Origin of the sequence: Blautia luti (assembly GCF_033096465.1) — a bacterium.
In the GTDB taxonomy this organism is placed as follows: domain Bacteria; phylum Bacillota; class Clostridia; order Lachnospirales; family Lachnospiraceae; genus Blautia_A; species Blautia_A luti.
This window is the reverse complement of the sequence record NZ_AP028156.1, coordinates 831375-846734: the sequence shown is the minus strand read 5'-3', so window position 1 is coordinate 846734 and position 15360 is coordinate 831375. Positions and strand designations below refer to the sequence as shown.

At 46.0% G+C, this 15360-nt stretch carries 10 protein-coding genes; 1 reads left to right on the top strand and 9 read right to left on the bottom strand.

Going from position 1 to position 15360, the window contains the following annotated elements; all coding sequences use genetic code 11:
- Nucleotides 1–9: 9 nt before the first annotated feature.
- The 5 genes from groES to R8695_RS03915 form a co-directional block, all read right to left on the bottom strand.
- Nucleotides 10–294, bottom strand: coding sequence for a co-chaperone GroES (groES, locus tag R8695_RS03935; RefSeq protein ID WP_008705701.1), 285 nt, complete (start codon nucleotides 292–294; stop codon nucleotides 10–12).
- A 343-nt stretch (nucleotides 295–637) separates the two neighbouring features.
- The gene (codY, locus tag R8695_RS03930; protein WP_118510147.1) at nucleotides 638–1420 is read right to left on the bottom strand and encodes a GTP-sensing pleiotropic transcriptional regulator CodY; all 783 of its coding nucleotides are present in this window, start codon (nucleotides 1418–1420) and stop codon (nucleotides 638–640) included.
- A gap of 314 nt (nucleotides 1421–1734) precedes the next feature.
- A complete protein-coding gene (topA, locus tag R8695_RS03925; protein ID WP_118510149.1) occupies nucleotides 1735–3807 on the bottom strand; it encodes a type I DNA topoisomerase in 2073 nt (690 codons plus the stop codon).
- Nucleotides 3808–3827: 20 nt separating this feature from the next.
- Entirely contained in the window at nucleotides 3828–4721 is an 894-nt protein-coding gene (dprA, locus tag R8695_RS03920; RefSeq protein WP_154780710.1) for a DNA-processing protein DprA, read from the bottom strand.
- Nucleotides 4722–4741: 20 nt separating this feature from the next.
- Entirely contained in the window at nucleotides 4742–6283 is a 1542-nt protein-coding gene (locus R8695_RS03915; protein WP_243139558.1) for a YifB family Mg chelatase-like AAA ATPase, read from the bottom strand.
- A gap of 406 nt (nucleotides 6284–6689) precedes the next feature.
- On the opposite strand from R8695_RS03915, the gene R8695_RS03910 reads away from it, so the two are divergent.
- A complete protein-coding gene (locus R8695_RS03910) occupies nucleotides 6690–6905 on the top strand; it encodes a helix-turn-helix domain-containing protein (protein ID WP_154780711.1) in 216 nt (71 codons plus the stop codon).
- A gap of 112 nt (nucleotides 6906–7017) precedes the next feature.
- Here the strand turns inward: R8695_RS03910 and R8695_RS03905 are convergent, their stop codons facing one another.
- The 4 genes from R8695_RS03905 to ispG form a co-directional block, all read right to left on the bottom strand.
- Nucleotides 7018–7614, bottom strand: a complete 597-nt coding sequence (locus R8695_RS03905) for a hypothetical protein (protein ID WP_154780712.1) — start codon at nucleotides 7612–7614, stop codon at nucleotides 7018–7020.
- Between the two features lie 35 nt (nucleotides 7615–7649).
- Nucleotides 7650–9605, bottom strand: a complete 1956-nt coding sequence (locus R8695_RS03900; RefSeq protein ID WP_118510157.1) for a fructose-1,6-bisphosphatase — start codon at nucleotides 9603–9605, stop codon at nucleotides 7650–7652.
- Nucleotides 9606–9630: 25 nt separating this feature from the next.
- Entirely contained in the window at nucleotides 9631–14118 is a 4488-nt protein-coding gene (locus R8695_RS03895) for a PolC-type DNA polymerase III (RefSeq protein WP_154780713.1), read from the bottom strand.
- Between the two features lie 108 nt (nucleotides 14119–14226).
- Nucleotides 14227–15357: a flavodoxin-dependent (E)-4-hydroxy-3-methylbut-2-enyl-diphosphate synthase gene (gene ispG / locus R8695_RS03890; protein ID WP_279238209.1), complete on the bottom strand. Its 1131-nt coding sequence runs from the start codon at nucleotides 15355–15357 to the stop codon at nucleotides 14227–14229.
- Nucleotides 15358–15360: the final 3 nt, after the last annotated feature.

Below are 15360 nucleotides of genomic sequence, written 5' to 3'. Positions count from 1 at the left end.
TGTTGTGTCTTATTTAACGATTGCAAGAATATCATTCTGTTTTACAATGATGTATTCTGTGCCGTCCATCTTTACTTCTGTTCCTGAATATTTGGAGTAGATAACTTTATCACCTACAGCTACTTCCATTTTTACTTCTTTGCCATCAACTACTCCGCCAGGTCCTACAGCTACTACTTCTGCCTGCTGTGGTTTCTCCTGTGCCTGTCCCGGAAGAACGATTCCGGATTTTGTTGTTTCTTCTGCTTCAACCTGTTTTAATACAACTCTGTCACCTAAAGGTACTAATGTCATGATCTATAATCCTCCTTTAATCTCCGAATGATTGCCGCCTTTTTCAGCAGCTGTTCCGGCATCTGTCAAACCCTGCCGATTTTTGCTAGCACTCTTTTACCTCGAGTGCTAATCACTGTCCTTATATTATTGAAAAAGGGGTAATTTCGCAAGTTGTTTTAGCATTATATTTTTAATGATATTCTCTTTTTTACTCTTATTTACTCTGTTTTTCTCTTGTTTTCTTAATTTACAAATAATTTTATTCAGAAAAACTTTCTGCCCGAGACCAAAAAAAGCCCCGGCGTTCAGGCCTGTATAAAAGCTGATACACCGGAGCTTCTCTTTTCATATCGTGTCTTTATTATTTCTTATTTCTCTGTGCCTTGATCTCTTCCAGTTCATCAAAGATCACTTCATTGAGTACCTTAATGTAGGTTCCCTTCATACCGGAAGATCTGGATTCGATCACACCTGCACTTTCAAATTTCCTCAGTGCATTTACAATAACAGATCGGGTGATTCCCACGCGGTCTGCGATCTTGCTGGCAACCAGGATTCCCTCATCCCCGTCCAGCTCATCAAAAATGTGGATGATCGCTTCCAGTTCGGAGAAGGAAAGTGTATTAAAGGCTGATTTCACTACCTGCTGTTTCCTGTCTTCTTCGGCATTCTCTTCATGGACAGCACGCATCATCTCAAGTCCTACCACTGTAGTTCCATATTCACTGACGATAATATCCTCAATATCATACGGTTTATCGAAACGATACATAAATACAGTACCCAGTCTTTCACCTGCAATATCAATAGGATTGATGATTCCCTGATAGCTTCCTGAAACATGCTCAAATCCTAATGTCTGAAGATTCACGTTCTCTTTCGTGGACAGAACACCAAGAAATCTTTCATTTAATAAGGAGTCCACATAACCTCCGACCTTATCCTCAATAAGCTCTGTAATTTCTTCCACTCCTGGACATAAACTGACGCCCAGAACCTTTCCTTTCTTACTGAGCACCAGAATATTAGAACTCAGGGTTTCCATCAGGACCTGGCAGATATCGTTGAAAACTACCTTACTGGAACTGCTGTTATGCAGAAGTTTGTTGATTTTTCTTGTTTTATCCAGCAACTGAACGCTCATGTTGTCCTCCTTTCGCTATGGAGCTGTAAGCCCCGGTAATTGCTGTTTTTCTACTTATAGTTTAATATTACACGTTCCAAGTATAAATTGCAAGATAAATTTTACTATTTTTCATTTTATCTTTGCTTTTCTGAAAATAGATTTCTTTCCCAAATATTATTCAACAAATACAGTTTAACTGCCGGAAAATATCTGCTTACACAGGCATTCCTGTAAATAGGGTTCTCCTGATTCCGGTCTTCCAGAAAACCAAAACAGCAGAAGAGATCCTCATTCTGCTGCTTTTATTGGAAAATTATATTCAATTGCTGTAATTATTTCTCTTCCGATGGTTTCGACTCTACATATCCACAGGTTTCCTGGCTGCATGCCAGTTTATTCCCCTTTTCCACCATGTAGCTTCCACATTTCGGGCATTTCTTCACAGATGGTTTCTGCCAGGACATAAAATCACATTCCGGATTATCCTCGCATCCGTAATATTTACGTCCTTTTTTGGTCTTTTTCAGTACCAGTTCCTTGCCGCATTTCGGACAAGGCACACCGATCTTCTCGAAATATGGCTTGGTATTTCTGCATTCCGGGAATCCCGGGCATGCCAGAAAACGTCCGTGAGGACCATATTTGATCACCATGTTTCTGCCGCAATTGTCACAGATCACATCTGTCACTTCGTCCTGGATATCTACTTTCTCCAGTTCTTCCTCTGCTGCATCTACATCTTTCTTCAGATCCGGATAGAAATTGCTTACTACAGTTTTCCATTTCACAGTTCCTGCTGCCACACAGTCCAGAAGACCTTCCATGGTGGCTGTAAAGTTTACATCAACAATACTCGGAAATGCCTGCTTCATAATATTGTTGACCACTTCACCCAGCTCTGTGACATAAAGATTCTTCTGCTCTTTCGCCACATAACGACGGCTGATAATGGTGGTGATGGTCGGCGCATAGGTACTTGGACGTCCAATTCCCAATTCTTCCATGGTCTTTACCAGGGACGCCTCTGTATAATGAGCCGGCGGCTGGGTGAAATGCTGTTCCGGTTTCAATTCTTTCAGAGACAGCTTCATCCCTTTCTCCAGGCTCTGGTTCAGCACATTTCCCTTCTTCTGATCCTCCTCATCTGTATACACAGACATAAATCCATCGAAAGCGATCTTGGACGCAGATACTGTAAATACATACTCATCTGCCCCGATCTTCACAGAAGTTGTTTCATATCGGGCAGGTGCCATACGGCTTGCTGCAAAGCGCTTCCAGATCAGCTGATACAGACGGAACTGATCTCTGGAAAGTGATTCCTTCAGGGCTGCCGGTGTGCGGGTAATATCCGTAGGGCGGATGGCTTCATGGGCATCCTGGATCTTCTGACCTTTTTTTACTGTTTTTTCTGTTCTGGATACGTAGTTCTCTCCGTACTGGGCAGTGATGTATTCTCTTGCAGCGGAATCTGCTTCCTCTGAAATACGGGTGGAATCTGTACGCAGATAGGAGATCACACCTACAGTGCCGCTTCCCTTGATATCAATTCCTTCATAAAGCTGCTGTGCCAGACGCATGGTTTTCTGTGTAGAAAAATTCAGCGTCTTCGCAGCTTCCTGCTGCAGAGTACTTGTTGTAAACGGAAGAGGTGCATTTTTGATCCTCTCGCCCTTTTTCACTTCTGTGATCTCATATTCTTTATCCTTAAGAGAGGCAAGAAGTGCATCCATCTCCTCTTTATTATGGATACTCATCTTCTTATCTGTACCGTAGAATTTCGCCTGCAGAGGCTTCTTCTCACCTTTTACCTGGAATTCTCCCTCCAGGCTCCAGTATTCTTCCGGGATAAATGCATTGATCTCATCCTCTCTGTCACAGATGATACGCAGCGCTACTGACTGCACACGTCCTGCACTTAAGCCTCTTTTTACCTTCGCCCATAACAGTGGGCTGATGGTATAACCTACCATACGGTCCAGCATTCGTCTGGCCTGCTGTGCATCTACCAGATCCATATCCAGATCTCTTGCCTGTTTGATGGACGCTTTTACTGCAGTCTTGGTGATCTCATTGAAAGTAATCCTGTGCATTTTCTTCGGGTCTTCCTTCAGTGCCTGCATCAGATGCCAGGAAATTGCTTCTCCCTCACGGTCGGGGTCAGTTGCCAGATAGATCTTGTCTGCTTTCTTGGCTGACTTGCGAAGTTTGGCCAGAAGTTCACCCTTTCCGCGGATCGTAATATATTTCGGTTCAAAATCATGTTCTACATCTATTCCAAACTGACTTTTCGGAAAATCCCGAACATGTCCGTTGGATGCTTCCACATCGTAATTGGACCCAAGAAATTTCTTGATTGTTTTTACTTTTGCAGGTGATTCCACTATCACCAGATATTTTGCCATGTTACCTCTCCTAGTTATAATTAATCGATATCTGTTCTTACATAATAATGTCTGCCTGTTTCCCTGATCAGCCCCCTCAGCATCAGTTCCACCAGACAATTGCTCACCCTGGCCGGAGAAAAACCTGTTTTTCTCACAATATGATCAGGGTTTTTGGGTCGTAAATCGAGACAACTATACACCATATTCAAATCACTTGCAAGTCCTAAGTTATTTTTTTCCGGTGTTTTTCTGTCGCCTTTTGGGGATATCCCAAGTTCTTCCAGGATGATTTCCGGAGTGTAGGCGATCCCTGCTCCATCGTAGATCAGCTTATGGCAGCCTGTGCTCAATGCGTCCGTAACAGCCCCCGGAATGGCGAAAACCATCTTCCCCTGTTCCAGCGCAAAGCCTGCTGTGATCAGGGATCCGCTGTTCTCTTTCGCCTCCACTATCAGAACAGCATCGGACAGCGCGCTGATGATCCGGTTCCTGGCCGGAAAGCACCACTGCATGGGCGGGCTTCCCGGCGGACATTCACTGAGTATCCCTCCGCTCTCCCACAGGATCCTCTCATACAGTTTCCTGTTGGATCTGGGATAACATACATCCACGCCACTTCCAAGTACTGCAAATGTAGGCATCTTCCCTTCCAGGGCTCCTTTATGTCCTTCTGAATCGATCCCTAGCGCCATCCCGCTGATGATCTGTACTCCCGCAGCACTTAGAAACTTCGCATAGCGAAAAGCCTGGATCCTTCCGTAAGGACTGCACATTCTGGCACCAATGACTGCCACAGACGGACGTTCCTGAGAGGGAAGCTGCCCCTTCACATACAAAGCTGCAGGCATGGAAGAATACTGCAAGAGCTTCTGTGGGTACTCCTTATCTGTTTTCTTTATACAGCGGATCATCTGTGTACTGTTTCCTTCCATATAAAATACCTCCTGATGCCTTATTTTATGACAGAATCTTTTTCCAGTGCACGATAGGACAAAGCCTCTCCTACATGATGGCTGGCGATCACTTCTTCCCCTTCCATATCGGCGATGGTACGTGCCACTTTCAGAAGCCTGTGATAGGATCTGGCACTGAATGAAATCCTGTCAAAAGCCATTGCCAGCAGCCTGGATGCACTGTCTGTCACAGGGCAGTATCTGTCGATCATCCTGCTCTGAAGCTGTCCGTTAAACCGGATATTTTCTCCCCTGTAACGTTCCTCCTGGATCTTCTGCACATTCCGTACCCTTTCCCTGATCCGGGCGGAACTCTCTCCCGGAACAGCCTTCTTAAGTTCCTGAAAAGACACAGGCGGAACCTCCGTGCAGATATCAATACGATCCAGCAACGGCCGGCTGATCTTTCCCATATAATGAGCCACTTCCCCTGCTGTACAGGTACATCGGTTCATATCAGGATAGTAGCCGCAGGGACATGGGTTCATGGCTGCGCACAGCATGAAATCTGCCGGAAACAGATAGGTTCCGCTCACCCTTGAGATCTGGATCACCCGGTCTTCCAGGGGCTGGCGCAGAAGTTCCAGGCTTCTTCTGGAAAATTCCGGCATTTCATCCAGAAAAAGCACGCCTCTGTGCGCCAGAGTGATCTCTCCTGGTTTGGGATTTTTGCCCCCGCCTGCCATGGACTGTGGTGAGCTGGTATGATGAGGACTTCGAAAAGGTCTCTGGCTGATCAGGGGCTGTTTTTCTGACAGAAGACCTGCAATGCTGTAGATCCTGGTCAGCTCCAGCTTCTCCTCGAAAGTCAGAGGCGGCATGATCGTGGGAAGCCTTCTGGCAAACATGGTTTTCCCCGTCCCCGGCGGTCCTATAAACAGAATATTGTGAAATCCGCTGACTGCGATCTCTGCAGCCCGCCTGGCTCCCTCCTGTCCCTCAATATCTGCGAAATCCACCCCTGCTGTCCCCCCTTCTTCCGGTACAAAGACCTCCTCTTTCAGAAAGGGTTCCGGGTTCTTCAGACATTTCAGCAATTCTGTAAGATTCCTTACCCCTGCTACGTGGACGTCACTTACCAGTCTTCCCTCTGCCAGGTTTTCCCTGGGAACCACACATAACCGGCAGCCCAGGCTCCTGGCACACAATATTATGGGAAGGATTCCGGAAATTCCATGTATTTCTCCGCTGAGGCTGATCTCACCTGCCATCATCACCCCCTTCAGCACCTCCCCGGGGATCATTTCAAAAGCAGACAGAACTGCAGCAGCTACCGGCAGGTCAAATCCAGAACCTTCTTTCTTCATATCTGCCGGTGCCAGATTTACTGTGATCTTCTTTGGTGGAAAATTAAATCCGTTATTTTTGAAAGCAGTCCGCACTCTGTCCTGTGCTTCCTTTACCTGTGTGGACGGAAAGCCAACCATGACAAAAGAAGGCAGGCCGTTACTTACATCTGCTTCTACCTTGACAGGACGTACTTCTACCCCCATAATGGCAGCAGATAAAACACTTGCAAACAAACAGTCTCCTTTCTGCATACAAAGTTCCCCGGACCCTTCGTATGACTGAACTCTGATTCACTTGTTCTTATATGGGAAATATCTTATATAGAAACATCTGATACAAGAAAGAATCCTGCAAGCAGGATTCTCCGCCTGCGGCGGGTCGCTTCAGCGACATAATTCCTCTCCGCCGCAGTGCAATCCTGCCCGGAAGACTTTTAATTTCCTATGAATGAAATTAAAAATATCTGAGAACTCAGATGGATGATACAGATAAGGTTTGACAAACACCCTGATATCGATCTGTTTAAAAGAATGTTTTTATTATAGTCCATTTTGCTCCAAATTGCAATAGTATATTTTGTCTGATTTATACTTTTTATTATAAACGGCAGCTGCAGCCAGCAGCCCCATAATCCCCTGACAGAAAGAGGTGAATGAAATGAAATTTCAGCGTATTCAGGATCTGCGCACAGATGCAGATCTGTCCCAGAGAGAATTAAGTGAGATTCTCCACATCAGCCAGCGTTCCTATTCTCATTATGAGACAGGTTCCAGAAACATCCCTGTAGAAATGCTTATCCGTCTGGCCAATTACTATGAGATCAGTCTCGATTATCTGGTAGGCCGTACAGACAACAAAAAAATGGCAAAATGATCATTATTACTGCCAGGCAGTACATAAAAATCCAAAAAGGTTCCGACATCAGGATATCCTGAGATATCCCATGCCAGAACCTCTTTTTATTGTATAAACAGTGCAGGCCGGTTTATCCCCGCACCATAATGCAGTCCACAGACGGCTTCACCCCTGCTCCTTCTGCTTTCTTTGTTGTTTTGATTTTCACATAAAGCATACCATTGTCAAAGGTGAAATACCCCTTTGCCTTGTTTCCCAGAGAATCCGTAAAAGACACTCTGGCTGCGTTTCCTGCCACAGACTTCTTCGCACTTGCCTCACAGACTGCAGTTCCTTTTTTATTTACCTGCGTATAGGTAAAGGTAATGGATTTCTCCGTGAGCTTGGTGATCTGTACTGTCACTCTTCCGTTGGTGCTGTACCAGGTTCCAATATAATCTTCCGGATTAAATGCAGGTTCTCTGGTGATCACTGGCGTAGGCGTTGCTGTAGGAACAGGGGTAGGCGTAGGCGTTACCGTTGCAACAGGAGTCGGTGTGATCGTCGGCACACTTTCCAGTGCTGCGATAGCTTCTTCTTTTCGCTGAGCCCTGTCCCTGCTGTTCTGCAGATGGACCAGGCCGATCCCTGTCAGCCCTGTCAGCAGAAATAAAATGATCATCACTACAAGCAGCCTTTTCAGTATTCTTCTTTTTTTCTCTGTATTCTTTCTGTTCTTTACCGACAAACTTACACGTCTCCTCTTTTTCGTTATTTCCGTTTTTATTTCTTTTCTTTGATAATTCCCTTACGGTATGCATCCAGAAGCTGCATCAGTTCCTGGATTCTCTCTTTCAGCGCATGACCAGTGTCTGTATCTCCCACCAGCTGCCGTCTCGCCATATACCGGACAGCCACACGGTTGGATACGATATCGGTCTCTTTTGCCACTGCATCTGTCTTGGATGTGAAAGGCTCATGTGCAGACAGAGTGAGGCCGTAGGAATTATAGATCAGCGTATATCCTGCGATTCCTGTTACTTTGCGGTATGCTTTACAGAATCCGCCGTCAATGACAATGACCTTTCCATTACACTTCACAGGGCTTTCTCCCTCACTCTGGTGAACCGGAACATGGCCGTTGATAATGTGTCCTTCTGCAGGATCCAGTCCGAATTCCCGCAGCATATTATCCACTACTTCTTCATTCTCCCACAGGCGGTAGTAAGCATTCTTTTTCTCCACATGTGTAGCCGGGTCCTCAATATAATATCGTTCAAACGTACTCATCTTGCTCTTGCCGAACAGCGGAGAATCCGGTGCAGCCCAAATATACCACATGATATCTTTGCCTTTTTTCTGTTCCTCTTTGCCCACTGCATAAAATGCTCTGCGCACATAGGCTTCCAGTGCATCGTACAGGGCTTTTCCTTTATAACTCTTTCCATAAATCTGTACTTCCCGGAAGGTTCCGTCTTCGTTCAGCGGAATACTTCCATGAAACAGCAGATTCCCATTATATACCTTATACAGGCCGCCCATGTCAAGTAAAAGGCGGATATGATTCTGAAGTTTTTCACAGTTTCTGAATGCAGAAGACAGCTTGCCCATCACTTCTTTCTCACCATCTGTAAGCTCATAAGGGTGCTTCCAGTCCACAGTAGGAAAGCTGTTATCCCGCAGAGGATAGACCTTGCCATCCGGCAGGGTGATGGTTCCTTTTTCCGGATCGATCCGATGCAACAATGCTCTGTCTTCCATCTGAAATTCCTTGTGTTTTTTTACCAGTTTTCCTTCTAATTTAAACTGGATGATGGCGATAGCTTTGTGCATTTTTTTGCCCAGCTCTGCTTCCAGATTATTATAGTTGGAAGCCCCCTTCATGGCAAAGATCTCACAGGGATCGTCCTTATACGCTTCCATGGCAAAAGTAGCCAGAGGCAGCAGATTGATCCCGTATCCGTCCTCCAGAATATCCAGATTTCCATAACGGATACTGTTTCGTAGAACTGTTGCAATGCAGGCCTTCTGCCCTGCTGCAGCTCCCATCCATACCACGTCATGATTTCCCCACTGGATGTCCAGGGAATGATATTCCATCAGGCGGTCCATAATAAAATGAGGTGCAGGTCCCCTGTCGTAAATGTCTCCCAGAATATGCAGATGATCCACTACCAGCCTCTGGATCAGTTCAGCCAGAGCAATGATAAAGTTCTCTGCACCGCCGATCTGAATGATCGTATTTACAATAGAATCATAGTAGGCTTCTTTGTCCAGAACCTCTGCTTTCTCTGTGATCAGTTCTTCGATCACATAGGCATAATCTGCCGGAAGTGCCTTGCGTACCTTGGATCTGGTGTACTTGGACGCGGTCGTTTTGCAGATTTCGATAAGGCGGTACAGGGTGATCTTGTACCAATTTTCCATGTCCTCCTCTGTTTCTTTGACCAGGTCCATTTTCTCCCTTGGATAGTAGACCAAGGTCGCAAGAGAACGCTTGTCATTATTTCCAAGAGTATGACCGAATACATCATCGATCTTCTTTCTGACTGCCCCGGAACCGTTTCGCAGCACATGGGAAAATGCTTGATATTCGCCGTGGAGATCAGACATGAAATGCTCGGTTCCTTTCGGCAGATTCAGGATGGACTGGAGATTGATGATCTCCGTGGATGCCTTCCCAATTGTAGGGTAAATCTCTGCAAGTCTCTGTAAATATCTTAATTCTTCTTTTCTCATATTCATCTCCTGTTGGCATGAAAAATCAACCTGTAAAATCAAATAATGACATCTGATTGGACTGCGGAATATCTCCGAACAGCTTCAGATCATCCATCAGATCAATAACTGTTTTACTGACTTTCGTTCTGTCGCGGAAGTCGTCTTTTGACAGGAATTTGCCCTGTTTTGCGGCATCTACGACAGCGTCTGCCGCCTTATCCCCAAGTCCGTCGATAGTCGCAAGGGACGGCATCAGTTTGCCGTCTACGATCTGGAATCGCTGGGCTTTGGCTGTGTAAAGGTCAATCGGTACAAATTCGAAACCTCGCGCGTACATCTCCTGTACAATACGCATATCTTTCAGGGTATCCTGCTCTTTCTTGGAGACGGCATCGCCTTTTTTACGGATCTCTGCCATGTAATATTCCAGACGTTCCTTACCCATACACATCAGTTCATAGGAAAACGCGGTGGCACGGATACTGAAATATGCCGCATAATACGCCAATGGCTGGAACACTTTATACCATGCGATTCGGTACGCCATCATAACATATGCCGCAGCATGAGCTTTCGGGAACATGTACTTGATCAGCTTACAGGACCAGATATACCAGTCCGGTACGTCGTGTTCTTTCATGGTCGCGATCCACTCATCACGGAGACCTTTCCCCTTACGGACACTCTCCATGATCGTAAATGCCAGACCACTCTCTACCCCTTTACCGATGAGGTAGATCATGATGTCATCTCGGGTACAGATGGCCGTGGAAATGGTTGCTTTTCCCTCCTGGATCAGCACCTGGGCATTGCCAAGCCATACGTCCGTACCATGGGAAAGTCCTGCAATACGGATCAGGTCTGAGAAGTATTTCGGCTTGGTATCAATAAGCATCTGCATGGCAAAATCAGTACCAAACTCCGGAATTCCCAGACATCCAAGCTTACATCCACCGATGGATTCCGGCTCAATATTAAGCGCTTTTGTACTGGCAAACAGAGACATGACATCTTTCTGGTCCAGCGGAACATCTCTCGCACTGATGCCTGTCAGGTCTTCCAACATTCGGATCATAGTCGGATCATCGTGTCCCAGTATATCCAGTTTCAGCAGATTTCCGTCAATGGAATGGTAATCAAAATGTGTGGTGATAATGTCACTGTTTACATCGTTCGCAGGATGCTGAACAGGAGTAAATTTCTCGATTTCCTCGCCCACCGGAAGTACAATGATACCTCCCGGATGCTGTCCTGTGGTACGGCGAACACCGGTGCATCCCTGTACAATACGGTTGATTTCGCAGTAACGTTTATGCACACCGCGCTCCTCAAAATAGTTCTTCACATAACCGAACGCAGTTTTCTCCGCAAGGGTACCGATGGTTCCTGCTTTGAATGTCTGGCCCTTACCAAAGATAACCTCTGTGTATCTGTGGGCATTTGCCTGGTATTCACCGGAGAAGTTAAGGTCGATATCCGGCTCTTTATCCCCCTTGAATCCAAGGAACGTTTCGAACGGAATATCAAATCCCTCTTTCTTCATCTTCGTTCCGCACTTCGGGCAGATCTTGTCAGGCATATCGCACCCTGCCATACCTGCATATTTCTTTACTTCCGGTGAATCGAAATCACTGTATTTGCAGTCCGGATTCGGGCAGAGATAGTGTGGTGGAAGAGGATTTACCTCTGTGATACCGGACATAGTCGCTGCCAAAGAAGATCCTACAGATCCTCGGGAACCTACAAGATATCCATCCTCATTTGACTTCCATACAAGCTTCTGGGCAATGATATACATTACGGCATATCCGTTGGAAATAATTGAGTTCAGTTCTCGATCCAGGCGGCTCTCTACAATTTCAGGCAATGGATCTCCATACATTTCGTGTGCTTTGGTAAAGCAGATATTCTTCAGATCCTGGTCGGAATTCTCGATGACCGGAGGGAATTTATCCGGATGGATCGGAGAGATTTTCTCGATCATATCAGCAATCTTATTGGTGTTTGTAATAACTACTTCTTCTGCTTTCTCGCTTCCGAGATAAGCAAATTCTTCCAGCATTTCCTCGGTGGTACGCAGATACAGAGGTGCCTGTTCATCTGCATCCGAGAAGCCGCTTCCTGCCATGATGATCCGTCGGTAAACTTCATCCTGCGGGTCCATGAAATGCACGTCGCAGGTTGCCACTACAGGCTTCTTAAACTGTTCACCCAGCTTCACGATCCTGCGGTTCATTTCTCGTAAATCTTCCTCGGAATTGATCATATCGTGCTTGTCATCTGCGAGCATAAATTTATTATTTCCGATGGGCTGGATTTCCAGATAATCATAGAAATTTACCAGTCTGGCGATCTCTGTCTCAGGTGCATTTCGCAGTAATGCCTGATACAGTTCTCCCGCCTCGCAGGCACTTCCTACCAGAAGTCCATCGCGATATTTCTGCAGGATACTCTTTGGTACACGGGGACGTCTGTGATAGTATTTCAGATGAGACTGGCTCACCAGTTTATACAGATTAATACGGCCGGTTTCATTTCTGGCAAAAATAATTACATGGTATGTTGGCAGTTTCTTAATAGTATTAGCAGAAACTGCCCCCTGCTTGTTCAGCTCATCCACATCAAGGATATCACGGTCTGCCAGCATCTTTACGAATTTAACAAAAATCTCTGCAGTGCAGGCAGCATCGTCCACCGCTCGGTGATGGTTGTCCAGAGAAACCCCTACTGCCTTTGCTACGGTATCCAATTTGAATCTGTTCAATGCAGGAAGCAGGAAACGTGCCATACCTACAGTATCTACATAGGTAAAATCATGTTCGATTTCCAGTCTGTCGCAGTTCTTCATAATGAATCCCATATCGAAGTCTGCATTGTGTGCAACCATCACTGCACCCTTGCTGAATTCAAGGAACTCCGGCAGAACCTCTTCGATGGTCGGAGCATCCATGACCATGCTGTCATTGATGCTGGTAAGCTGTTCGATACGGAACGGAATCGGAACTTTGGGGTTTACAAATGTTGAAAAATGGTCCGTAATCTCACCATTCTCTACCAGTACTGCACCAATCTCTATGATGTGACAGGTCAGGGAGGAGAATCCGGTGGTCTCGATATCAAAGACTACAAATCTGCCGTCCAGCTTCTGGCCTTTTCCATTAGTAACCATACCTTTTAAGTCATCTACCAGATAACCCTCCATACCATACAGGACCTTGAAATCAGAATCCTTCGGGACACATCCGCCCCATGCATCGAAGCAGTGGTTCGCCTCAGGGAATGCCTGGACAACGCCGTGGTCTGTGATGGCAATGGCAGGATGTCCCCATTCATATGCACGCTTTACCAGAGATTTGGCATCTGTAACACCGTCCATATCGCTCATCTTTGTATGGCAGTGAAGCTCTACACGTTTCTGTGGGCTGGTGTCTACTCGGGATGTGGTAAAGTTGGCAATCTTTTTGATTCCTGCGATGGATGCAATGGTAAGTTCACTGTCGAATCGGTCTACGGTTGTTACGCCACGGAATTTCAGGAATGCGCCTTTCTTTACATGCTCTGTCACTTCCGGCACCTGCTCATTTCGCAGAAACATCTTTACTACAATACTGTCTGTGAAGTCTGTAATCGGGAAGATCAGGATGGTCTTTTCATTACGGATTTCTCTTGCTTCCACATCCATAACCTGTCCGCGGACGATCACTTCACCCATCTCACCTGTAATACTTTCCAGTGCAACAGGTTCGCCTTCGAAGTCTCTTCCATAGATAACATCCGGGTTGCTGTCCCTTCGAAATCCGCCTCGGAAATCGCCTTTCTTGTCCTTGCGGTCGCCAAAAGCTGCTTTCTTATCCTTCTTCTCCTGCTGCGGTTTCTCAGCATTCTTTTCTGTTTTTTTGTTATCACTTCCAGCCTCTTCGGACTGATCGGTTTCCTCACTTTTTGCATTCATTTTCGCATGACGGATGACATTCTCCACTTCCTGCGCGATCTGGACTGCCGCATTCTTTCGGTATTTACTCTCCTGGGTTTCTGTGAATTCCAGTTCTACTTTTAAATCCATTCCGCATCTCTCGCAGAAAACTTTCTGCAGATACTCGATCAGAATGTCGCTCTTTTCTCTGGCAATTACAGAGTCAGGAAGGATCATATGAAGGTCATGCTCTCCAGGAAAAGAAATCTGCGCCTGCTTGAACATGTTGTATTCCAGCATGTTGTAATTGCGCAGTTCCAGTTCCATACTGGATCTGTAGGTATCCAGAAAATTCTGCGGAGTATACTGGCCTGAAAGACGGAACTTCTCGATGACAGTAACCGTCACGCCAAGCCCGGCAAAAAGCTGGCGCTCGATCTGGTCTTCCAGTGCAAAAATATACTTCTTGTGGATCCAGCGTTCACTTTTTATATAGACCCAGATATGTGTTTTGGAAGGATTGCAGGAAACCCTGGTCACATATACCATTTCCAGTAATTCTTCTAGTTCTTTCTTCACTTTTAAATTGGGAAATACATCAAAAAAGTCTTTTTCCAAAATAAAATCTCCTCGTTATTCCAACTGAAACAGATACCGTTCCTGTTTCAACTCCCCCAAATCACTTCTCAGGGATTTTCAAAATCTTACTGTACAAATAACACTGGTCTATTCTTTCCAGTTCAGAAGTTCCTGACGCAAAGTTTCCAATAACTGGTCTTCCGGAACTTTCTGTATGATCTCACCGTGTTTGATCAGAAGTCCGACACCCACTCCACCTGCGATTCCGATATCTGCCTCTTTCGCTTCTCCAGGTCCGTTTACGACACATCCCATAACTGCGACTTTGATGTCAAGCGGGATGTCCTGTACCATGGTTTCTACCTGGTTTGCAAGGCCGATCAGGTCGATCTGCGTACGGCCGCAGGTTGGACATGATACCACTTCTACGCCGCCTTTGCGAAGGCCTAATGTCTTCAGGATACGTTTCGCGGATTTGATTTCTTCCAGCGGTGCACCTGTGAGAGATACACGGATCGTGTCACCGATTCCCTGATTCAGGATGATTCCCAGACCGATAGCGGATTTGATATTTCCGGAATAAAGAGTTCCGGCTTCTGTGATCCCTACATGGAGCGGATAGTTTGTTTTCTCTGCGATGAGTTCATGGGCTTTTGCACACATAAGGACATCAGAAGATTTGATGCTGATGACCAGATTATCATAACCTAACTCTTCGATAATGTGTACTTTATCCAGTGCGCTTTCCACCAGGCCTTCTGCTGTAACTCCGTGGTATTTTTCCACAAGTTCTTTCTCAAGAGAACCACTGTTTACACCGACACGGATCGGGATTCCACGTTCTTTCGCTACGTCTACAACTGCTTTGATACGCTCTGTGCTTCCGATATTTCCCGGGTTGATACGGATCTTGTCCGCGCCGTTTTCCATCGCTGCGATAGCCAGACGATAGTCGAAATGAATGTCTGCTACCAGTGGAATATGGATCTGCTTCTTGACCTCTTTTAATGCTTTCGCCGCTTCCATAGTTGGTACTGCGCAGCGGATAATGTCGCATCCTGCCTGCTCCAGGGCAAGGATCTGGGCTACGGTCTGCTCTACGTCCTCAGTCTTGGTGTTGGTCATGGACTGGATTAAAACGGGATTGCCGCCACCGATTTTTCTGTCACCGATCCGGATGACTTTTGTATGATCTCTGTACATAATTTCCTCTTTTCTTTTAACATTCCTGTCAGAAACAGGAGCGGCCGGATTCCCGGCAGCTCCCACCTGTTCCATTGC

Bases quoted from the DNA above. Each gene is read 5' to 3' on its own strand.
- groES (WP_008705701.1), bottom strand. From the start codon at position 294: ATGACATTAGTACCTTTAGGTGACAGAGTTGTATTAAAACAGGTTGAA.
- codY (WP_118510147.1), bottom strand. From the start codon at position 1,420: ATGAGCGTTCAGTTGCTGGATAAAACAAGAAAAATCAACAAACTTCTG.
- topA (WP_118510149.1), bottom strand. From the start codon at position 3,807: ATGGCAAAATATCTGGTGATAGTGGAATCACCTGCAAAAGTAAAAACA.
- dprA (WP_154780710.1), bottom strand. From the start codon at position 4,721: ATGGAAGGAAACAGTACACAGATGATCCGCTGTATAAAGAAAACAGAT.
- R8695_RS03915 (WP_243139558.1), bottom strand. From the start codon at position 6,283: ATGCAGAAAGGAGACTGTTTGTTTGCAAGTGTTTTATCTGCTGCCATT.
- R8695_RS03910 (WP_154780711.1), top strand. From the start codon at position 6,690: ATGAAATTTCAGCGTATTCAGGATCTGCGCACAGATGCAGATCTGTCC.
- R8695_RS03900 (WP_118510157.1), bottom strand. From the start codon at position 9,605: ATGAGAAAAGAAGAATTAAGATATTTACAGAGACTTGCAGAGATTTAC.
- ispG (WP_279238209.1), bottom strand. From the start codon at position 15,357: ATGGAACAGGTGGGAGCTGCCGGGAATCCGGCCGCTCCTGTTTCTGAC.